General features: G+C 59.3%; 21 protein-coding genes. 11 read left to right on the forward strand and 10 right to left on the reverse strand.

Annotated features, from left to right (window positions below; translation table 11 throughout):
• The first annotated feature begins 2 nt into the window (after nt 1-2).
• From SJY29_RS02905 to SJY29_RS02915, 3 genes are all read left to right on the forward strand, one after another.
• The gene (locus SJY29_RS02905) at nt 3-812 is read left to right on the forward strand and encodes an inositol monophosphatase family protein (RefSeq protein ID WP_400086602.1); all 810 of its coding nucleotides are present in this window, start codon (nt 3-5) and stop codon (nt 810-812) included.
• Nucleotides 805-2,145 (forward strand): 8-oxoguanine deaminase, encoded by a 1,341-nt coding sequence (locus tag SJY29_RS02910; protein ID WP_400086605.1) that lies wholly within the window; start codon nt 805-807, stop codon nt 2,143-2,145. Before SJY29_RS02905 ends, SJY29_RS02910 begins: the two co-directional genes overlap by 8 nt.
• Nucleotides 2,146-2,277: 132 nt before the next feature.
• Nucleotides 2,278-2,697, forward strand: a complete 420-nt coding sequence (locus SJY29_RS02915; protein WP_110279975.1) for a CAP domain-containing protein — start codon at nt 2,278-2,280, stop codon at nt 2,695-2,697.
• On the opposite strand, the gene guaD is transcribed toward SJY29_RS02915, so the two are convergent.
• On the reverse strand, nt 2,694-3,986 hold the full coding sequence (guaD, locus tag SJY29_RS02920) for a guanine deaminase (RefSeq protein ID WP_400086609.1): 1,293 nt from the start codon (nt 3,984-3,986) through the stop codon (nt 2,694-2,696). The two genes, SJY29_RS02915 and guaD, sit on opposite strands and share 4 nt — an antisense overlap.
• A 100-nt stretch (nt 3,987-4,086) precedes the next feature.
• On the opposite strand from guaD, the gene mgtE reads away from it, so the two are divergent.
• Nucleotides 4,087-5,460 (forward strand): magnesium transporter, encoded by a 1,374-nt coding sequence (gene mgtE / locus SJY29_RS02925; RefSeq protein WP_400086612.1) that lies wholly within the window; start codon nt 4,087-4,089, stop codon nt 5,458-5,460.
• Nucleotides 5,460-5,999: a 5-formyltetrahydrofolate cyclo-ligase gene (locus SJY29_RS02930; RefSeq protein ID WP_110279977.1), complete on the forward strand. Its 540-nt coding sequence runs from the start codon at nt 5,460-5,462 to the stop codon at nt 5,997-5,999. Before mgtE ends, SJY29_RS02930 begins: the two co-directional genes overlap by 1 nt.
• 3 nt (nt 6,000-6,002) lie before the next feature.
• Here the strand turns inward: SJY29_RS02930 and SJY29_RS02935 are convergent, their stop codons facing one another.
• The 4 genes from SJY29_RS02935 to SJY29_RS02950 form a co-directional block, all read right to left on the reverse strand.
• Nucleotides 6,003-6,752, reverse strand: a complete 750-nt coding sequence (locus tag SJY29_RS02935) for a YebC/PmpR family DNA-binding transcriptional regulator (RefSeq protein ID WP_110279978.1) — start codon at nt 6,750-6,752, stop codon at nt 6,003-6,005.
• Between the two features lie 72 nt (nt 6,753-6,824).
• A complete protein-coding gene (locus tag SJY29_RS02940; protein ID WP_400086617.1) occupies nt 6,825-8,606 on the reverse strand; it encodes an SLC13 family permease in 1,782 nt (593 codons plus the stop codon).
• Nucleotides 8,599-9,519: a DMT family transporter gene (locus tag SJY29_RS02945; protein WP_400086619.1), complete on the reverse strand. Its 921-nt coding sequence runs from the start codon at nt 9,517-9,519 to the stop codon at nt 8,599-8,601. Before SJY29_RS02945 ends, SJY29_RS02940 begins: the two co-directional genes overlap by 8 nt.
• The gene (locus tag SJY29_RS02950) at nt 9,516-10,331 is read right to left on the reverse strand and encodes a TIGR00282 family metallophosphoesterase (RefSeq protein WP_110280260.1); all 816 of its coding nucleotides are present in this window, start codon (nt 10,329-10,331) and stop codon (nt 9,516-9,518) included. Before SJY29_RS02950 ends, SJY29_RS02945 begins: the two co-directional genes overlap by 4 nt.
• Before the next feature lie 86 nt (nt 10,332-10,417).
• On the opposite strand from SJY29_RS02950, the gene SJY29_RS02955 reads away from it, so the two are divergent.
• Entirely contained in the window at nt 10,418-11,320 is a 903-nt protein-coding gene (locus SJY29_RS02955) for a DMT family transporter (RefSeq protein ID WP_400086624.1), read from the forward strand.
• A gap of 41 nt (nt 11,321-11,361) precedes the next feature.
• Here the strand turns inward: SJY29_RS02955 and choV are convergent, their stop codons facing one another.
• The 3 genes from choV to choX are packed head-to-tail and all read right to left on the reverse strand — an operon-like array spanning nt 11,362 to nt 14,186.
• Nucleotides 11,362-12,375 carry a choline ABC transporter ATP-binding protein gene (choV, locus tag SJY29_RS02960; RefSeq protein WP_076659121.1) on the reverse strand — a complete coding sequence of 338 codons (1,014 nt, stop codon included), beginning with the start codon at nt 12,373-12,375 and terminating at the stop codon, nt 11,362-11,364.
• Nucleotides 12,372-13,205, reverse strand: coding sequence for a choline ABC transporter permease subunit (gene choW, locus SJY29_RS02965; RefSeq protein ID WP_076659120.1), 834 nt, complete (start codon nt 13,203-13,205; stop codon nt 12,372-12,374). The genes choV and choW overlap by 4 nt, the downstream gene beginning before the upstream one ends.
• 57 nt (nt 13,206-13,262) lie before the next feature.
• Nucleotides 13,263-14,186 (reverse strand): choline ABC transporter substrate-binding protein, encoded by a 924-nt coding sequence (gene choX, locus SJY29_RS02970; RefSeq protein ID WP_400086628.1) that lies wholly within the window; start codon nt 14,184-14,186, stop codon nt 13,263-13,265.
• A gap of 81 nt (nt 14,187-14,267) precedes the next feature.
• Here choX and betI point away from each other — a divergent pair, with 81 nt between their 5' ends.
• The 5 genes from betI (at nt 14,268) to SJY29_RS02995 (ending at nt 19,196) form a co-directional block, all read left to right on the forward strand.
• Nucleotides 14,268-14,852, forward strand: coding sequence for a choline-responsive transcriptional repressor BetI (gene betI / locus SJY29_RS02975; protein WP_055294461.1), 585 nt, complete (start codon nt 14,268-14,270; stop codon nt 14,850-14,852).
• A complete protein-coding gene (gene betC / locus SJY29_RS02980) occupies nt 14,849-16,357 on the forward strand; it encodes a choline-sulfatase (RefSeq protein ID WP_400086632.1) in 1,509 nt (502 codons plus the stop codon). The genes betI and betC overlap by 4 nt, the downstream gene beginning before the upstream one ends.
• Before the next feature lie 137 nt (nt 16,358-16,494).
• Nucleotides 16,495-18,153 (forward strand): choline dehydrogenase, encoded by a 1,659-nt coding sequence (betA, locus tag SJY29_RS02985; RefSeq protein WP_400086635.1) that lies wholly within the window; start codon nt 16,495-16,497, stop codon nt 18,151-18,153.
• A gap of 85 nt (nt 18,154-18,238) precedes the next feature.
• Nucleotides 18,239-18,883, forward strand: coding sequence for a thermonuclease family protein (locus tag SJY29_RS02990; protein ID WP_400086638.1), 645 nt, complete (start codon nt 18,239-18,241; stop codon nt 18,881-18,883).
• 73 nt (nt 18,884-18,956) lie between these two features.
• Nucleotides 18,957-19,196 carry a YdcH family protein gene (locus tag SJY29_RS02995; protein ID WP_400086640.1) on the forward strand — a complete coding sequence of 80 codons (240 nt, stop codon included), beginning with the start codon at nt 18,957-18,959 and terminating at the stop codon, nt 19,194-19,196.
• Here SJY29_RS02995 and SJY29_RS03000 read toward each other — a convergent pair whose 3' ends face one another.
• Nucleotides 19,197-19,649 (reverse strand): CoxG family protein, encoded by a 453-nt coding sequence (locus SJY29_RS03000; protein ID WP_400086643.1) that lies wholly within the window; start codon nt 19,647-19,649, stop codon nt 19,197-19,199.
• A 45-nt stretch (nt 19,650-19,694) separates the two neighbouring features.
• Complete coding sequence (locus SJY29_RS03005) at nt 19,695-21,095, reverse strand: short-chain fatty acyl-CoA regulator family protein (protein ID WP_400086646.1); 1,401 nt, start codon at nt 21,093-21,095, stop codon at nt 19,695-19,697.
• Between the last annotated feature and the right edge of the window lie 21 nt (nt 21,096-21,116).

Consider the following 21,116-nt stretch of genomic DNA (forward strand, 5'->3'; position numbering starts at 1 on the left):
TGATGACAGTCTCAAAAACAACCCAAACGGAACTGATCCGTGTGGCCCATGCGCTTGCTGATGCTGCAAGGCCGGTCACATTGGCGCATTTCCGCGCAACGGGTCTGGCGGCAGACAACAAGGGTGACGCAGGCTTTGATCCGGTCACGATCGCCGACCGCGGCGCGGAAAAGGCGATGCGCGCGGTCCTGGCGCACGCGCGCCCCGATGACGCGGTCCTTGGCGAAGAGCATGGCTACAAGGCGGGCACCTCTGGATTGACGTGGGTTCTTGATCCTATTGACGGAACACGCGGTTACATTAGCGGGACACCGACATGGGGTGTGCTCATCTCGGTCAGGGACGAAAGCGGGCCGCTTTTCGGATTGATCGACCAGCCTTATATCACAGAACGCTTTGCAGGCGGTTTTGGTATTGCCGAGGTGCATGGCCCGCAGGGCCGGGCCGCGCTGCAATGCCGCGCGCCACGGCCGTTGGCGCAGGCCACTGTGCTGACAACATTCCCCGAAGTCGGCACCCCCGAAGAAGGGGCCGCCTTTCACGCTGTCTCGCGACGCGCGCAACTGACCCGCTATGGCATGGATTGCTATGCCTATGCGCTTTTGGCGGCGGGCCAGGTTGATCTAGTGATTGAAGCGGGCTTGAACGCCTACGACATTCAGGCCCCCATCGCTGTCATTCAGGCCGCAGGCGGGATCGTCACAGACTGGTCCGGCGCACCTGCGCATGAGGGCGGACAGGTAATCGCCGCCGCAAACCCCGCGATCCATGCCGAGGCTTTGGCGATTTTACGGCAGACCCTGCATGACTGAAACCCTGATCAAAGATGCCGATCACATCATCACGATGGATGACCAGCGGCATGAGTTGCAGGGTGCCGATATTCTTTTGCGCGGTGGCGTCGTGGCTGCGATTGGCCAGAAGCTCAAGGCAGACGGGGCGACTGTTTTCCACGCCAAGGGCAAGATCATCACCCCCGGCCTGGTGAATACACACCACCACCTTTCCCAAACGCTGACACGTGCCGTCCCCGGCGCACAGGATGCGTTGCTCTTTGGCTGGCTCCAGCGGCTGTACCCGATCTGGGCGCGCTTTGGCCCTGAAGAGATGTTCGTTTCGGCCCAAGTGGGCCTTGCCGAGCTGGCACTGTCGGGATGTACGCTGACTTCGGATCATCTTTACCTTTATCCCAACGGGGCGCGACTGGATGATACAATCGCTGCCGCGCAAGATGTTGGCCTGCGCTTTCACGCCACGCGCGGCGCGATGAGCATTGGCGAAAGCGACGGTGGGCTGCCCCCTGATGCGCTGGTCGAGAACGAGGAGCATATCCTTGAGGACAGTATCCGCGTGATTGACGCGTTCCACGATGCAAGGCCGGGTGCCATGGTGCGTGTGGGCGTGGCCCCTTGCAGCCCGTTTTCGGTGACGCGTGATTTGATGCGCAACGCGGCAAGTCTCGCGCGCGACAAGGGCGTGATGATGCACACCCATTTGGCCGAAAACGATGAGGATATCGCCTATTCTCTTGAAAAATTCGGCTGCCGTCCGGGGCAATATGCCGAAGACCTTGGCTGGACGGGTGACGATGTCTGGCACGCGCATTGCGTAAAGCTGGACGGGCATGAGATTGATCTTTTTGCGCGCAGTCGCACAGGTGTCGCCCATTGTCCGTGCTCGAACTGCCGCCTTGGATCAGGCATTGCCCCTGTGCGCCAGATGCGGGACGCGGGCGTGCCTGTGGGCTTGGGGGTGGATGGTTCTGCGAGCAATGACATTGGGAACCTCGTCGCAGAGGCCCGTCAGGCCATGCTCTTGCAGCGGGTGCAGAACGGGGCCGATGCGATGTCGGCACGAGAGGCGCTTGAGATTGCCACCCGTGGCGGCGCACAGGTCCTTGGGCGCGATGACTGCGGACAGATTGCTGTCGGCAAACGGGCCGATCTCGCAATCTGGGATGCCAATGTGATCGAGAATGCCGGATCATGGGATCCGGTAGCCTTGCTGTTGGCAGGGCCGATGAAGGTGGATGCGCTGTTTGTGGAAGGACAGCAGATCGTGTCGGAGGGACAGATGACGTCCGTTGACCTGCCAACGATCATCGCACGGCAAAACGCGCTCGCGCGAAAACTCGCCGGGTTGTAAATGGCGCCCCAATTTGGCCATATTCAGACGCGACCAATCAGGTCTCTGTTCACACGCTCGCTCTGGATGGTCATGAAGATATTAGCCCTTTGTTGCGCTCTGGCTGTCATGGCTGCTTGCAACACTTCCTCAATGTCACAATCGACGACCATTCAGGTCTCTTCGTCTTCGTCGAGCTTTGGCGCAGGGTTCGCCGCAGACCTGAACCTGTTCCGTGCACGGCAGGGGCTTGCTCCCTTGCAGGCAAATCCGGCATTGACCCGCGCAGCCCAAGCGCATGCCGAAGATATGGCGCGACGCGGTTATTTCTCGCATCAGGCCCCGAACGGTCCCAACGGGCGTAGCTTTGTGCAGCGGGCGCGTGCGGGTGGCTGTGCGATGCGCAGCGGGGCCGAGAATATCGCCAGTGGACAGCGGTCACAGGCAGAGGTTCTTACTGATTGGCAAAACTCGCGCGGCCATCGGCGCAACTTGCTGGGGCGCAACTATACGCAATACGGGCTGGGCCGGTCCGGCAATGTCTGGGTGCTGAAACTGGCCGCAAGCTGCTAGCGCGCCTGCCTGACACCTGCGATCCACACGTCCCGCACCGCGCGGTCGTCGCCCATCATGATCGTCGGAAAAAGAGCATCCCAAATGTCGGCGGCACGGTCCGCACGTTGGCGAATGGCTGGCGTTGATTGAAGGTTGAGGATGGTCAGATCGGCGGCAGCACCCGCGCCAAGATGCCCGATCTCGCCCGCCATTTTCAACGCGCCTGCTGATCCCTCTGTGGCCAACCACATCAATTGCGCCGGATGCAGTGCCGTGCCCCGCAACTGCCCGATCTCATAGGCCGCAGCCATTGTGCGCAGCATGGAAAAAGACGAACCACCCCCTGTATCCGTGGCAAGTCCAATGGACAGCGATGCTTTGGCAAGCCCCATCAGATCAAAAAGACCCGATCCGATGAAGGTGTTCGATGTGGGGCAATGCACAACCGCCGCGCCGACCTCTCTCAGGCGGTCGATTTCGCGCGCCTCAAGATGGATCGCATGGCCGTAAAGCCCGTTCTCTCCCAGCAGTCCGTAAGCCTCATAGGTGTCCAGATAGTCGCATGCCTGCGGGAACAGTTCACGGACCCACGCAATTTCGGGCAGTTGTTCGCTCAGGTGTGTCTGCATCAGGCAGGTCGGATGCTCTGCCCAAAGCGCGCCCAAGGCGGATAGTTGCGCGGGCGTGGATGTGGGCGAGAAACGCGGCGTGATCGCGTAATGCGCGCGCCCTTGGCCGTGCCACTTTTCCAAAAGCATCTTGCTGTCGTCATAGGCGCTCTGGGCGGTGTCACGCAGGCTATCGGGGGCGTTGCGGTCCATGCAGGTCTTGCCGGCAATCACCGCCATATTGCGCGCGGCCGCTGCTTCAAAAAACGCATCCACGCTTTCGGGGTGGATGGTGCAGAAGCTTGTCAGCGTGGTTGTGCCATGGGCAATCGCCAGATCAAGCGTCTCGCCCGCCACCTGATCGGCGTAGGCGCGATTCCCGAACCGCGATTCCTCGGGGAAGGTATAGGTGTTCAGCCAGTCAATCAGCTGCTTGCCCCAACTCGCGATGATGCCGGTTTGTGGATAATGCATATGCGCATCAACAAAGCCCGCGCTGATCAGGTCATCGCCGTAATCTGTCACAACCGCATCAGGGTGGGCCTTCCGCAGAGTGGGGCCATTTCCCGTGGCAATGATCCGCCCGTGTTCGATCAGCACGCCGCCCGCGCTGTCGAACTGGTCAGCATCCTGCCAGTTGCCCGTCAACGGATTGCCTGAAAAACCGAGGGTCTGCCCCAAAAGTAAGTGCTTTGTCATATCGCGACCATATGAGTCCCCAAGAACGGGGTAAATCGCGAAAACCGCGTTGTGCCCCCGCTGCGAACGATTATGTTCACTACGCAACAAAGGATGCATCATGGCCGAAGCTGACCCCATCGACGACGAAGAAGCATTTGGTATCACCGACCGTCTGGTCAGTGAGGTCATGGAGGCTGTGGAGCGCGATGACGGGGCGTTCCTCACGGAAACGCTCGATAACATGCACCCTGCCGACGTGGCGCATTTACTGGAACAGATCGACACCAAGGACAGGCGCGCGCTGCTGACGGCGTGGCCCGGAAACCTTGAGGGTGAGGTCCTCTCCGAGCTTGATGAGGAGCTGCGCGAAGAGGTGATCGGCCAGCTTGATCCGGAAGAGCTTGCCGATGCGGTGCGTGATCTGGAAAGCGACGATGTTGTCGACCTTGTCGAATACCTTGACGACACCCAGACAGAGGCGGTGCTGGATGCGCTGGATGCCAGCGACCGTGTGGTTGTCGAACAGGCGCTGTCCTATCCCGAAGAATCCGCTGGCCGTCACATGCAGTCCGAACTGGTGCGCGCACCGGAGCATTGGACCGTGGGCGAGATGATTGATTATCTGCGCTCGGATGTGGTGCTGCCCGACCAGTTCTATCACGTGATCCTGGTTGATCCCCGCCTAAAGGCGCTGGGCTATGTCACTTTGGGCCGTGTGCTGAGCCATCCGCGCGACACGCTGCTGCGCGACCTCAAGGAAGATACTTTCCGGACATTCCATGTTGAACAGGACGTGGAAGAGGTGGCGCAGGCCATCAACCACTATCACATGATCACTGCACCTGTGGTTGATGATGACGACCGGATCGTCGGTGTCATCACCATTGATGATGCGATGATGTTTCTTGAGGAAGAGGCCGAGGAAGACATCCTGCGTCTGGCCGGTGTCGGCGAAGGCAGCCTCTCGGATCGCGTGATCGCCACCACCAAGTTGCGTTTTCCGTGGCTGGCGGTGAACCTGTTGACCGCTATTTTTGCCTCGCTGGTGATTTCGCTCTTTGAAGAAACCATCGCGGGACTTGTGGCACTTGCGGTCCTGATGCCCATTGTCGCCTCTATGGGCGGCAATGCCGGCACCCAATCGCTGACGGTGGCTGTGCGTGCGCTGGCGACCCGCGATCTGACCACCGCCAACGTCTGGCGCGTTATCAAGCGCGAAGTTCTGGTGGGTCTGATCAACGGCCTGATTTTCGCGGTGGTGATGGGCGCAGTGGGGGTCGTCTGGTTCGGCTCGCCGATGCTGGGCGTTGTGATTGCTGTGGCGATGGTCATCAACATGGTTGTGGCGGGATTGGCCGGTACCGTCATCCCTGTGCTTTTGGAAAAGATCGGTATCGACCCCGCGCTTGCCTCGGGTGCTTTCGTGACGACCGTGACCGATGTGGTGGGCTTTTTCGCCTTCCTCGGCCTTGCTGCGCTGTGGTTGCTCTGATGGACAAATCCGCCGCCCGGACCGCTGCTTTTGCGCGACGCCAAGCGGCCCATAAGCCGCATATTGCTGCGGCCGGATATCTGAGCGAAGTGCTTGCCGGTTATCGTGGCGTGCCGCTGGCTGGCTATATGGCGATGCGCACCGAGATTGACCCGACCCCCGCCATGGAAGAGGCCGCAGCCCATGGGCCCGTCGGTGTGCCTGTCATTATCGGAGCAGGGCAGCCGTTGCAGTTTCGTCTGTGGGAGCCTGACTGCGCCATGATCAAGGGTGAATTCGGCGCAATGATCCCCGAGGCAGGGGATTGGATGATCCCGCAAATCCTGATTGTGCCGCTGGTTGCCTTCGACCGCAGGGGCGGGCGTCTGGGCTATGGGGGCGGGTTCTATGACCGGACGCTTGAAAAACTGCGCGCGGCGCAACCGACCATGGCGATTGGCTTTGCTTATGGCGCGCAGGAAGATGATGGTCTGCCGTTGGAACCGACCGACCAACCGCTTGATCTGATAGTAACGGAAACGGGCGTGATCACGCCCTAGCAATCAGCTTTCCGAGAACGCCGCCATGACCTCATCCGAGGCTTCGAAATTGGCGGTGACGCGCTGCACGTCGTCATCTTCTTCCAGCGTATCCAGAAGCTTCATGAGCTTGGTCAGACCTTCAAGGTCCACTTCCGTGGTGATGTTGGGCTGCCAGATCAGCTTGGTGCTTTCGCTCTCGCCAAGCGCGGCTTCCAGTGCGTTCGCCACCTCGTTCAGGTCGGTATCGGCGCAGATGATGACGTGGTTTTCGTCATCGCTTTGCACGTCTTCGGCACCGGCCTCGATCGCGGCCATCATCACGGTGTCGGCGTCGCCCACAGAGGCAGGGTAAACCACCTGACCCTTGCGGTCGAACATGAACCCGACAGACCCTGTTTCACCAAGGTTGCCGCCGTTCTTGGAAAAGGTCGACCGTACGGTGGAGGCCGTCCGGTTGCGGTTGTCGGTCATCGCTTCGACGATCACAGCCACACCGTTGGGGCCATAGCCCTCATAGCGGATTTCATCATAGTTTTCCGCGTCGCCACCTTGCGATTTCTTGATCGCGCGGTCGATTACGTCCTTGGGGACAGAGCTTGATTTGGCTTCTTTGACAGCCAAACGCAGACGCGGGTTTTTATCAGGGTCCGGATCGCCCATTTTGGCGGCCACGGTGATTTCCTTGGCAAGCTTGGAAAACAGCTTGGAGCGCAGTTTATCCTGCCGTCCTTTGCGGTGCTGAATATTCGCCCATTTTGAGTGGCCAGCCATCGGAAAACCTCGTGTGATAAAGCCTTGATCTGCGCCTCTATAAGGCAAGCACCACGGCCCCCGCAACCCCGTCTAGAGGGGCCAGATAAAGGGGATCACAAAGGAAACAATTGGCGCCAGCGACAGGTTCAGCGGGATGCCGAATTTCAGAAAGTCCGAGAATTTATACCCGCCCGGGCCGTAAACCAGCGTGTTGGTCTGATAGCCGATGGGCGTGGCAAAGCTCGCACTTGCGGCGATCATGACGGCCACGACCAAGGGGCGCGGATCAACGCCAAGGGCGCTGGCCAGACCGATGGCAATAGGTGTCATGACGACGGCGACGGCGTTATTCGACACAAGCTCGGTCAGGACACTGGAGAGCAGGTAGACGGACAGCACCACAAGGAAGGGCGGCATCACAAGCATCACCGGTGACAAGGTGTTGGCAATCATCTCTACGGCACCCGAGGACTGCAACGCCGAGCCCACGCCCAGCATCGCGAAAATCAGCGCGAGCAGGCGGCCGTCCACATGCGAGAACGCCTCATCCGCGTCAATGCAGCCGGTCATCAAGACAACCGTGACCCCCAGCATCGCCAGCATCAGGATCGGGGCCACGCCAAGGGCTGCCAGCGTGACAACGGCCAAAAGAACGCCAATCGCTACCGGCGCATGGCCACGGCGATAGGCGCGCTGGGATGCTTCGGACACATCGCCAAGGTTCATGTCCTCGGCCAGACGCTGGATATCTTCAGGCGCACCTTCCAGCAGGATCGTATCACCGACGCGAATGACAATATCGTCGATCTGCGCGCTGATGTTGGCGTTCCGCCGGTGCAAGGCCAGCGGATAAACCGCGTAACGCCGCCGCAGGCGCATTGATCCAAGCCGGCGATTCACCATCTTGCAGTTCGGCGTAATCAGGACCTCGACGGTCTTTGTCTCCACGGCGGAAAGCTGGTCGACGCGGCGCAGTTCCTTGTTATTTTGCAGCGACAGAAGCTCGGTCATCTCGGTGCGCAAAACGACGCGGTCGCCGACCTGGAGGGTGACATTCTTCAGATTGCGGCGCAGCGATTGATCCCCGCGCACGACGTCGATCAGGCGCACGCCATCCCGCTTGAACAGCTGCACACCCATGACTTCGCGACCGATCAGGTTGCTGTCGGGTGGGATGACGGCCTCGGAAAAGAATTTCTTCTTGGACCGGTCCGAGAGCATTGTCGCCATACTCTGCCGTTCGGGCAGCAGGCGAGGGGCCATGAAATAGAGATATGTAAAGGTCCAGAGCACCACCACGACACCGATCGGGAAGATCTCGAGGATGCCAAATGGCGCAAGCCCCGACGCCCGCGCGACACCATCCACCAAGAGGTTTGTCGATGTCCCCAAAAGCGTCATGGTGCCGCCCACAATCGCGGCATAGCTGAGCGGGATCAGCAATTTCGATGCAGAGGTGCCCAACGACCGCGCGAGTTGGACAAAGACGGGGATCATCACAACAACCAGCGGTGTGTTGTTCATGATCGCACTTGCGACAGCGACAAAGACCAGCCCCCCGCCAATTGCACGTGCAGGGCTGACCTTGGCCTGCCGTTCGGCCAGTTGGGTCAGCGCATTCAGGGCACCGGTGCGCACCAAAGCGCCGACGATGATGAACATCGCAGCAATCGTCCAGGGGGCAGGGTTGGCAAGGGCGGTCACCGCCGCCTCATAGGGCAGCACACCCGTGGCCAAGAGGATCGACACCCCGATCATGGCGACCACTTCGGTGGGATAGATCTCGCGCAGGAACATCACAAACATGCCCAGCACAACGGCCATCGTCAGGATGGCGCTTTGCGTCTGCGTGAGTGACAGAAAATTATCCATGAACTTTAGTCTCGCCCAGTGGCTTTGGTTCGGCAAGCCGTGGCTGCACAAGACTCAGCCCGATGGCCATGCACAAGAGCGCCAGCCAGACCCAGATACTATAGGTTTCGCCCAAGAGCACCATCGCCCAGAAGACGCCCGATCCGGTGACAACATAGCTGACTTGACCAGCAAAGACCGATCCCGCGCGTGCAATGAGCCAGACGTAGCCTGCATAAACCAGCACATGCACAATTGAACCAACCAAAAGCGCGAAATCCGCCATGATAAAGGGGGACGCCGGCACAAAGAACTGTCCCGACCCAACGGCTAGGGGCAGTGCGATCACTGTGCCGATGGCCGACGCCCCGAACAGGGCCTGAAACGGATCAAGACCGGCTGTGCCCCAGCGCGCGACGATGTTGCCTTCACAGGCGTAACAAAAGGGTGCGACAAGCGCCAAAGGCAGAAAGGCGATCATCGCCCGTTCCGGCAGGCTTGCCTCGGGCAGGGCGATCAGGCCGACACCTATCAGGCCAAGGCAAAGCCCCGCCAAACGGCGGAACGAGAAGTGGTCGTTGCCCAAAGCCAAAGCAATCGGAAAGGACATCATCGGGATGGTGGCAATCACAATCGACATGATACCAGAGGGCAGATGAAAGGCCGCGCGATAGCTCGCTGTACCCGGAATAAGTGTGCCAATTGTTGCGATCATGAGCCACACTGCCACTGTTCTTGCTGAAACAGGCATCCGTCCGATCTGACGCCAGCGGACAGCACCCAAGAGCATCGCACCAATCAGCATTTGCCAGAAGATGATGCCAAAGGGCTGATACCCTGCCGTCACCGTGATCTTGACCAACGGCGTCGTCAGCCCCCAACCACACCCCAGCAGCAACAGGAACCCTGTCAGCCGCGCCCGTTCAGACATCATGCAGGGCCCGCCTGTGACAGTCGCCCGCCCTGGCGTACCATTTCCACTCTGGTCGCCTTGCCTGTCATGTTGTCGGTCTCGACATAAAGGCCAGAGAGCGTCGCCTCTTCCGCCGCAGGGGTGAAGCGTGATTTCGGCATGCCGGTGATGAACCGGCGCAGGGGTTCGGTTTTTTCCATGCCGATAACAGAGTTGTAGTCACCGCACATGCCCGCGTCGGTCATATAGGCGGTGCCACCGGACAGGATCATCGCGTCGCCTGTGGGCACATGGGTGTGGGTGCCGACAACAATGCTGGCGCGCCCGTCGCAGAAATGACCAACGGCCATTTTTTCGGAGGTCGCTTCGCAGTGAATGTCAATCAGGCTGGCCGCCACCTGACCGCCCATCGGGTACTGGCGCAAGACAGCGTCCAGCGCTGAAAACGGATCATCGAAGGGGCGTTTCATAAAGACCTGCCCCAGCACCTGCGCCACCAGCACCTTGCGCCCGCCGGGCGCGTTAAACACCCGCGCACCGACGCCAGGGGCGGCTTTGGAATAGTTGATCGGACGGATAACCCGCTGTTCTTTTTCAATAAAGCCCAGCATGTCTTTTTGGTCGAAGGCGTGATCACCCAAGGTCACAACATCCGCGCCCGCATCCAGCAGCAGGTTCGCATGATCGCCCGAAAGCCCCATGCCAGAGGTGGCGTTTTCGCCATTCACCACGACAAAATCCAGCTTCCACGCGTCCCGTAAGCGGGGCAGGTGGGTGGTAATTGCAGCACGGCCCGCGCGGCCCATCACATCGCCAAGAAAGAGTATCTTCATCCTTGCGTTGTTACGGCGCTTGCGCGCATTCATCCAGCGGTTTCTGCGCGCTTGCCTTTGGCGTCTTGCGGTGCAACGGATGGCACATGGAAACAAAAGCGCAATCCCGCCCTGTGGCCGGTATCTTCTGGATGGTCGTGACCGGCTTGATGTTCGTGGCCGTCACCGCCGTGGTCAAACATGTGGGCGATGATGTGCCGGCAGCGCAGGCTGCATTTTTGCGATATGTGTTGGGGCTGGTGTTTTTACTGCCGATGATCCGGCCCATTCTGGCAGCGCATCTGACGAAGCGGCAGAAAAAGCTCTTCTGGGCACGCGGTGTTGTGCACACGCTGGCGGTGATCCTGTGGTTTTTTGCCATGGCGCGGATTTCCATCGCAGAGGTGACGGCGATGAACTATCTCTCGCCGGTCTATGTGTCGTTGGGTGCGGCACTCTTCCTGGGGGAACGTTTGCCGCCGCGCCGTCTTGCCGCTGTGATCATGGCGTTGATCGGGGCGTTCATTATCCTGCGCCCGGGTATGCGCGAAGTAGAGCTTGGCCATATCGCCATGCTCGGCACGGCCGTGTTTTTCGCGATCGGCTATCTGATCGCCAAGCAGCTGTCGGGCGAGGTATCGGCCCCTGTCGTTGTCGGCATGCTGTCGATCACAGTGACCGTGGGTCTGGCCCCCTTTGCCTTTGCAGTGTGGGTTACACCCACCCTACCGCAGCTCGGGTGGCTGTTTCTGGTCGCTTGTTTCGCGACCGCAGGTCATTATGCGATGACGCTGGCCTTTGCCGCCGCGCCGCTGACCGTGACGCAACCGGTGACGTTCCTGCAACTGGTCTGGGCGGTTTTGCTCGGGGCTGTTGTTTTCGGTGAGGCCGTGGATGGCTGGGTCATCTTCGGTGGTGCTGTGATTATGGCCTCGGTCAGTTTCATCACGTGGCGCGAGGCTGTTGCGCGGCGCAACATCACGCCCGCTGTGCCTGCGACGAAGGTTTGATGCCTCCGGCGGAAGTTTGAAGGGACATGGAAAATATCGGATCAGTCCGCCTGTGGACTGAGCCTTGCGATAAGCGAGCTTTGTGTCACTACCCCAATCGGCGCACCGTTTTCGGTGACTTGCAGGCCGGTTCCATCAATCTGGTCAATGATCGCCTGCACCGGTGTTTCCACATCAATTGCAATACCCTCTGCGGTCCCATCGGTCATCACATCACGTGCGGTCAGGACGCCCAGCGGGTTCATATGGGCCACAAATTCGGCCACATAGCCATTGGCGGGGTTGGTGAAAATATCACGCGGGGTGCCACATTGGACAATCCGACCGCCTTCCATGATGGCGATGCGATTGCCGATCTTGAAGGCTTCATCCAGATCGTGGCTGACAAAGATGATCGTGCGCCCGCGTTGTTTTTGCAGTTCCAGCAGCTCGTCTTGCAGGCGCGTGCGGATCAAGGGATCAAGCGCCGAGAAGGGTTCGTCCATCAGCAGGATCGGTGCATCGGTGGCAAAGGCGCGTGCAAGCCCCACGCGCTGTTGCATGCCGCCCGAGAGTTCACCCACCAGCGCATCGGCGCGGTCGGCCAGCCCCACCATCTCAAGTTCCTGATCGACGCGGGCACGTCGTGCGGCGGGCTCCATGCCCGCCAGTTCAAGCCCGAGGCCCACGTTATCGCGCACGGTCCGCCATGGCAGCAGGCCGAATTGCTGAAACACCATCGAGACGCTTTCGCGGCGCACACGGCGCAAGTCAGCCTCAGAGCTATTGCCGACACTGCAGGTCCAGTCACCGTCGAAAATACGGACCTCGCCACGGATCACGGGGTTCAGCCCGTTAACGGCCCGCAACAGTGTGGATTTACCTGATCCCGACAACCCCATCAGCACAAGAATTTCGCCCGCCGCGACATTGAGCGAGCAATTATGCACGCCCAAAATCTGATCGGTTTTTTCGCGAATCTCTGGTCGTTCCAGACCTTGATCCATCAAGGGCAGGGCGGTTTCCGGCCGTGCGCCAAAGACGATCGAGACGTTATCAAATTCAACAGCATTCATTTCGATTTCACCCGCAGCATCCGGTCCAGCATGATGGCGACGACGACGATCACAAAGCCGCTTTCAAAGCCCAGAGAGGTGTTCACCGTGTTCAGCGCGCGGATCACTGGCACGCCAAGCCCGCTGGCCCCGACCAAGGCCGCGATCACGACCATCGACAGCGACAGCATAATGGTCTGGTTCAATCCTGCCATGATTTGCGGCAGGGCGGAGGGCAGTTCGACCTTGAAAAGCACCTGCCGTTTGGTCGCGCCAAAGGCTTGGGCGGCTTCCAACAGTGGCGTAGGGGTCGAAGAAACGCCCAAATAGGTCAGGCGTATGGGGGCAGGGAGAACAAAGATCACCGTTGCGATCAGGCCTGGCACCATACCAATCCCGAAGAAAACAATCGCGGGGATCAGATAGACAAACGTGGGCAGGGTTTGCATCAGGTCCAGCACCGGCACCATCGCGCGGTAAAGGCGCGGGCGATGCGCGGCGGCAATCCCCACAGGCACCCCGATCCCCATGCAGACGACGCAGGCCGAGAGCACAAGGGTGAGCGATTGCATGGTCTCTTCCCAGTAGTCCTGGTTCAGGATGAACAGGAATCCGACTACGATGAAGAGCGGTGTTTTCCAGTTACGTTGCAGCAACCACGTGAGCGCAGCAAAGGCTGCGATAATAAAGAACGGATGCGGTGTTTCGAGCACCCAGAGGATCGCATCAATCAACGCTTCCATCGTGTCGGACAGCCAGTCAAAGAAAAAGCCGAGGTTGTTGTTCATCCAATCAAAGATGGATTTCGCCCATGCTCCAATCGGGATTTTGTTCTCCGTCAGCCAGTCCATGCCGCACCTTCCGTCTTAAATGCGACAGGCCCCGCGTGGGGGCCTGTCAAAACCGTCTTACATGCCCAAGGCGGCGTTCACGGCTGTGACCGCATCACCACCGTCCTTGGTGGTGACACCGTCAAGCCAGGCCACATAAGCATCAGGGTTTGTTTTCAACCAAGCCGTTGCGGCATCCGCAGGATCGGCCCCGTCATTCAGGATCGCACCCATGATCTCGTTTTCCATGGCGAGCGAGAATTCCAGGTTGGTCAGCAGCGTGCCGACATTGGGACAGCTTTCGACGTAACCTGCCGAGGTATTGGTGAAGACGGTCGCGCCACCAAGGTTGGGGCCGAACCAGTCATCGCCGCCTTCAAGATAGGACATATCGAAGTTGGCGTTCATCGGGTGGGGTTCCCAGCCCAGAAACACAATCGGCTCATCACGGCCAGAGGCACGGTCGACCTGTGCGAGCATGCCCTGTTCAGAGCTTTCGACGACTTCAAAATCGCTCAGGCCGAATGCGTCAGCCGCGATCATATCCATGATCAGACGGTTGCCATCGTTGCCGGGCTCGATGCCATAGATCTTGCCCTCCAGCGCATCTGCATTTGCCGCGATATCGGCAAAGGTGGCGATCCCCATGTCCGCGGCCGCGCGGTTAACAGCAAGCGTATATTTGGCACCTTCAAGGTTCGCGCGGACCGTATCGACTGTGCCTGCTTCGCGGTAAGGTGCGATATCGGCTTCCATGGTGGGCATCCAGTTGCCAAGGAACACATCCACATCGCCTTCGGCGAGCGAGATGTAGGTCACAGGCACAGACAGCACCTTGATGTCGGTGTCATAGCCGAGCGCTTCCAGCACGACAGTTGTCGCGGCTGTTGTCGCGGTAATATCGGTCCAGCCCACATCAGAGAAGGTGACGGTGTCACAGTCCGCCAAGGCCGGCGCGGCCGCGCAGATCGCCAGCACGGAAAGGGTTGATTTCAGTTTCATATCGTTCTCCCAGTTTTTTCTTGATTGACGAGTCAATAAAGAACCAATTATCTGCTTGGACACACCCATGAAGAGGAAAAGATGCCCAAGCTTGGAATGGAGCCTATCCGCCGCGCGGCCTTAGTGAAAGCCACGATTGACGAAATCGGTGCTGTCGGAAATCTGGACGTGACGGTAAGCAATATTGCCAAGCGTGCGGGCATGTCGTCAGCACTGGCGCATCACTATTTTGGCGGCAAGGAGCAGATCTTTCTGGCCGCCATGCGCCACACGCTCTCGGACTACAGACAGGAAGTATGCAGCGCGCTGAAGCAGGCCAAAGGCCATAAAGAGCGGCTTGAGGCGATTGTTCGTGCGGGGTTTACTGCAAACAATTTCCAGCCCGAGGTGATTGCCGCATGGCTGAATTTTTATGTGCTGGCGCAGACCTCTGCCAATGCCCATGCGCTGCTGCGCATTTATCAAAGACGGCTTCACAGTAACCTGCTGCACGATCTGCGCCCGCTTATTGGTGATCGCGCCGAAGGGGCCGCAACACGAATCGCTGCACTGATCGACGGGCTCTATCTACGGCAGGGACTTTCGCGGATGACATCCGAGCAATCAGATGCCACGCGACAGGCGCTTGCCCTTTTACAAACTGAACTGGCGGGACGGACCCAATGACACACCCTAACATCCTGATCATCATGGTTGACCAGTTGAATGGCACGCTGTTTCCCGATGGGCCTGCCGATTGGCTGCATGCACCAAATCTCAAGGCACTGGCGGCACGGTCAACACGCTTTGCCAACGCCTACACGGCCTCTCCGCTCTGTGCGCCGGGACGGGCGTCGTTCATGTCGGGGCTGTTGCCGTCGCGGACGGGTGTCTACGACAATGCGGCCGAATTCACGTCATCCATTCCCACCTATGCGCATCATTTGCGGCGTGCGGGCTATCAGACCTGCTTGTCGGGCAAGATGCATTTCGTGGGTCCCGATCAGATGCACGGATTCGAGGAACGTCTGACCACCGACATCTACCCTGCTGATTTCGGTTGGACCCCTGACTATCGCAAACCCGGAGAGCGGATCGACTGGTGGTATCACAATATGGGTTCGGTCACCGGCGCGGGTGTGGCCGAGATCACCAACCAGATGGAGTATGATGACGAGGTTTGCTACAATGCAACGCGCAAGCTTTATGACCTGTCACGCGGGCATGACGCACGCCCATGGTGTCTGACTGTCAGTTTTACGCACCCGCACGATCCCTATGTGGCGCGCAAGAAATACTGGGACCTATACAAAGACTGCGCGCATTTGATGCCACAAGTCGGACCAATCCCCTACGCCGATCAGGATGCGCATTCACGGCGGATCCTTGATGCAAATGACCGCGATAATTTCAATATCACGGATGACGATATCAGGCGTGCGCGCCGCGCCTATTTCGCCAATATCTCCTATCTGGACGACAAGATCGGAGAGATACTGCAAACGCTTCAGGACACGCGGCAAGAGGCGACAATCGTCTTCGTGTCGGATCACGGCGATATGCTGGGTGAGAGGGGACTGTGGTTCAAAATGTCCTTCTTTGAAGGCTCTGCACGCGTCCCCTTGATGATCGCGAGCCCTGATATGGCACCGGGCCTGAACATGACCCCTGTCAGCACAATCGACGTGACACCGACGCTATGCGCACTGGCAGGCGTCGATATGTCCGAAGTCGCCCCCTGGACCACCGGCGAAAGTCTTCTACCCCTCGGGCAAGGCGGTACCCGCGACGCGCCTGTCGCCATGGAATACGCAGCCGAAGGCAGCGAAGCGCCCCTGGTCTGCCTGCGCTATGGCAAATGGAAATACACCCGCTGCGCGCTGGACCCTGATCAGTTGTTTGATCTGGAGGCAGATCCGCATGAACTGGTGAACCTCGCAGACGTCCCGGCCCATCAGGGCACGCTTGCACAACTGCGCGCCAAATCCGAAACGCGCTGGGATCTTGCCACATTCGATGCAGCCGTGCGTCAATCCCAAGCCTGCCGCTGGGTGGTGTATGAAGCATTGCGCAACGGCAATTATTACCCATGGGACTACCAGCCGCTGCAAAAAGCCTCCGAACGCTACATGCGCAATCATATGGACCTCAATGTGCTCGAAGAGAGCCAGCGCTTCCCGCGTGGTGAATAACCGCGTCTTTCCATGTCCCTTCAAACTTCCGCCGGAGGCTTCTGCCCTATGCTCCATGATACCAACACCCGCTCAACACGCGCTTGCGCGCATTCTTCGCCACGCGACGAGCGCCGTCAGGCGCAAGGAGCGCGCTGATGCAGGCTGATTATGTTATCGTCGGCGCGGGCTCTGCAGGCTGCGCCATTGCTTATCGTCTCGCGGAAGCAGGCAAGCAGGTCCTCATCATCGAATATGGCGGCTCCGATGCGGGGCCGTTCATCCAGATGCCGGCGGCACTCTCTTATCCGATGAATATGTCGCGCTATGACTGGGGCATGAAATCCGAGCCCGAACCACATTTGGGTGGGCGGCAGTTGGTCACGCCACGGGGCAAGGTGATCGGCGGATCTTCCTCGATCAACGGCATGATCTATGTGCGCGGGCACGCCTGCGACTATGACCATTGGGCAGAAAGCGGTGCGCACGGCTGGTCCTATGCCGATGTGCTGCCCTATTTCAAACGGATGGAGCGCTGGCATGATGGTGGCCATGGCGGTGATCCGGCATGGCGCGGCAAAGACGGGCCACTGTATGTCACGCGCGGCCCGCGCAAAAACCCCCTCACACGCGCTTTTGTCGAAGCAGGGCGTCAGGCGGGCTACCCTGTCACAGATGATTACAACGGTGAGCAGCAGGAAGGGTTCGGACCGTTCGACGCCACCATCTACAAAGGCAAGCGCTGGTCGGCGGCAACGGCCTACCTGCGTCCTGCGCTCAAGCGCCCCAACTGCAACATCACCCATGCCCTTGCGCGGCGCATCGTGATCGAGAACGGCCGCGCCGTCGGGGTTGAGGTCAGCCGTGGCAAGAAGATCGAGGTAATAAAAGCCAACAAAGAGGTCATCATCGCGGCCTCGTCACTGAACTCACCCAAACTCCTAATGCTTTCGGGCATTGGCCCCGCCGCACATCTTGCGGAGCACGGGATTGAGGTCATCGCCGACCGCCCCGGTGTCGGCCAGAACCTGCAGGACCATCTGGAACTTTACATCCAGCAGGCCGCGACAAAACCGGTCTCGCTTTTCGCGCATTGGAATATCCGCGGCAAAGCCAAAATCGGGCTGGAGTGGCTTTTGTGGAAAACCGGCCTTGGCAGCTCAAACCAGTTCGAGAGCGCAGGCTTTATCCGGTCCAAAGCAGGTGTCAAATACCCCGATATCCAATACCACTTCCTGCCGATTGCTGTCAGCTATGATGGCAAGACCGTCCCCGAAGGCCACGGGTTTCAGGCGCATGTCGGCCCGATGCGGTCACAATCGCGCGGGCAGGTCACCTTGCGGTCGGCGGACCCGAATGATCACCCGAAAATCGAGTTCAACTACATGTCCCACCCGCAGGACTGGGAAGATTTCCGCACGTGCATCCGCCTGACCCGCGAGATTTTTGCGCAACCGGCGTTCGATGAATTCCGTGGCCATGAAATCCAGCCGGGTGAGGACGCGCAAACCGATGAAGAGCTTGACGCAGTCATCCGCGAGCATGCCGAAAGCGCCTATCACCCCTGCGGCACCTGCAAGATGGGAGATGCGAATGACCCGATGGCGGTCGTTGATCCCGAAACCCGTGTGATCGGGGTCACGGGTCTGCGCGTGGCGGATAGTTCGATTTTTCCGCGTGTCACAAACGGCAACACCAACGGGCCTTCGATCATGGTTGGCGAGAAAGCCGCAGATCATATCCTGCAACGGCAACCTTTGGCGCCCGCAAATGATCAGCCGTGGATCCACCCGCATTGGGAAACGCAGCAGCGGTAAGAAACCTGTGACATGGTAACACTTTCTTAACCTTTATACCCATTCGGGCTTGAAGCAGGGCTTTAGCTCTTCTCTAACTCAGAGAATGTTTCGCATTCTGACCCTTCTAGTGGCGCTCTGCGCCACCCCAGCGATGGCGGCCCCCAACGGCACGGTCCGCGTCATTGATGCTGACACGATCGACGTGGGCGGCACGCGGGTGCGGCTTTTCGGGATCGATGCGCCGGAAATGGGACAACCCTGTTCGGCGGACGGGCGGCAGTGGGATTGCGGGGCCTGGACCCGCGATGCGGTGCGCAATCGCTTTGAAGGTACCTACGCCCGCTGCCAACAGCGCGACATCGACCGTTATGGCCGCGTCGTGGCGCAATGTACGGTCGACGGGCAGGACATGGGCCAGTTGATTGTCTATTCCGGCATGGCCTGGGCATTCCGTCGCTATTCCGAAACCTATGATCTTGACGAAAAGGCCGCCGCGATTGCTGAACGCGGGCTTTGGGCTGTGGACGTGCAGATGCCATCCGACTTTCGCGCGACGCAATTCGCCGATGAGCCGGTGCCTGACCGGAATTGTGCGATCAAAGGTAATATCTCGTCCTCTGGCCGCATCTATCACATGCCCGGGCAGGAACATTACGACCGCACCCGTATTAATCCCGCCAATGGCGAGCGGTGGTTCTGTACGCAGGCCGAGGCCGAAGCCGCAGGTTGGCGCGCGGCCCGTCGGTAGTTGATCCGGATCAATGAAAGCGGCCCCCGGGGACACTAGGATCACAGTGACCAATCAACAAAGGACCACTGAGATGTTGCATACCCCCCACGAGCTTATCGAAGAGTTTCCAGACCAGATCGCAGCAATGCAATCGCTCAAGGAAAATGACGCGCATTTCGCCAGGATCTATGATGAATACCATGCGATTAATCGTGCAATCCATCGGGCCGAGACAGATGTCGAACCCACGGACGACCTGCATATGAGCGAGATGCGCAAACAGCGCATGATGCTGAAAGATCAGGTTGCGGCGGCGCTGCGGGCGGCCTGATCAGGCCGCCTCTCCGTCTTCGACAACATTCTGGAACCGCTCAAAGAATTCGTCCGCCATCTTGCGGGCGAATCCACCGATAATCCGGCTGCCAAGCTGGGCCAGCTTGCCGCCCACTTTGGCCTCGACGTCATAGGTCAGTTCGGTGCCGCCCTCGACTTCGGTCAGCATCACATCGGCCCCACCCTTCGCAAAGCCCGCAACGCCACCTTTGCCTTCGCCGATGATGGTATAGCTCTTGCCGGGCACAACGTTTTCCAAGGTGACTTCGCCTTTGAACGTCGCTTTTACAGGTCCGACCTTCTGTTTGACGACTGCGGCAAAGCCCTCTTCGGGCGAACCGGTCAACTCTTCACATCCCGGAATGCAGGCCTTGAGTGTTTCTGGTGAGTTGAGATGTCTCCATACCGTATCAATATCGGCGGCAATGACTTTTGAACCTTTCAGTTCCATGAGCGTTCCTCCCTGAATGTGATCATAGCAGCGGGAATGCGCCGTTTAGTCAAGCTGATAGGGCAGGATGCCGCGACGGTCGGGGTCAACGCGCAATTGCCGTTCCAATGGTGGCACAGAGCGTTGGTGGCAGTTCCGCCGCTCACAAATCCGGCAGGAAATCCCGATGGGGGCGTAGGTTTCGGCCGCGCCCAGATCCATGTGGTCGGCATAGACCAAAGCGGGTGCATGTTTCACCTCACAGCCCAGCCCGATTGCATAGCGGCGGGTCGGGACGTTATAGGCACCGCCCGATTTGCTTACATCCCGCGCAAGGCAGAAATAGCGCACGCCATCGGGGGTTTCGGCCAATTGGCGCAGGAATTGTCCGGGCAGTTCAAAGGCCTGATGCACATTCCACAGCGGACATGCCCCGCCGTAGCGGGCAAATTGCAGGGTTGTGGCCGAGTGCCGTTTCGTGATCGTGCCCGCCTGATCGACGCGAACAAAGAAGAACGGGATGCCTTTGGCACCGGGGCGTTGCAGCGTGGACAGTCGGTGGGCGACCTGTTCGATGGATGCGCCAAACCGCGCTGAAAGAACCTCAAGATCGTGCCGCGTGGCTTGGGCCGCGGACAGGAATGCGCCATAGGGCATCAGCGCGGCCCCTGCGAAATAATTGGCCAGCCCCACTTTGGCGATGCTGCGCGCCTCGTCCGATTGAAAGCGTGCAAGATCAAGCGTGGCTTCCAGCAGCGGTTCCTGTGCGATGAGCGCCAGTTGCAGCAAAAGCTGAAAGGTTTGTGTGGCATGATTGGCATATTGCGAGATCGTCAGGGTCTTGGTTGCCGGATCAAAGTGCCGCATGTCGGCGACATCCTTGAACACGGTGGTGATCCCGTGACTGTCCAGCATGCGCACGGCGGCATCGGCCATCGCTTCGCCGGGGTTTGAGCGGCTGGCAAACCGTTCGGCGGCACGATCGACCGCGTCGATATAGTTGTCGCAATAATGAAAGAAATCGCGCACCTCTTCCCATGGGCTCGGGCGCAGGCGGGCGTCTTCGCGGCCTAAAGCCTCGTCCAGTGAGGCCAGCCGTTCATGGGTCTGGCGGTAGGCCGCATGCAGATCAAGAAACGCGCGCGCAAGGGCAGGGGCGTTGGCCGCAGCAAGGCGCATGTCAGCGAGCGCAGGGGCAGGGCCTGTAAAGACCGGATCGGCCAGCGCCTCGCGCATATCGCTGACCAGGCGAGCTTCGTCACCCGATTGCAACTCGGTCACGTCAAAGCCGAACTCCTGCGCCAGCCCCAACACCACGGCGGTCGAGACCGGCCTGTTATTGTTTTCCATCTGGTTGAGATAGGGCAGTGACACCCCCAGTTTTTCGGCAAAGTTCTTTTGCGTGAGTGACAGCCTGCCGCGCAGTTCTCGCAGTTTCGCACCAGCATAAAGTTTCTGAACTGCCATCACGTACCTTTGCAGATTTGC

Source organism: Yoonia sp. R78084 (genome assembly GCF_044595625.1).
GTDB lineage: Bacteria > Pseudomonadota > Alphaproteobacteria > Rhodobacterales > Rhodobacteraceae > Yoonia.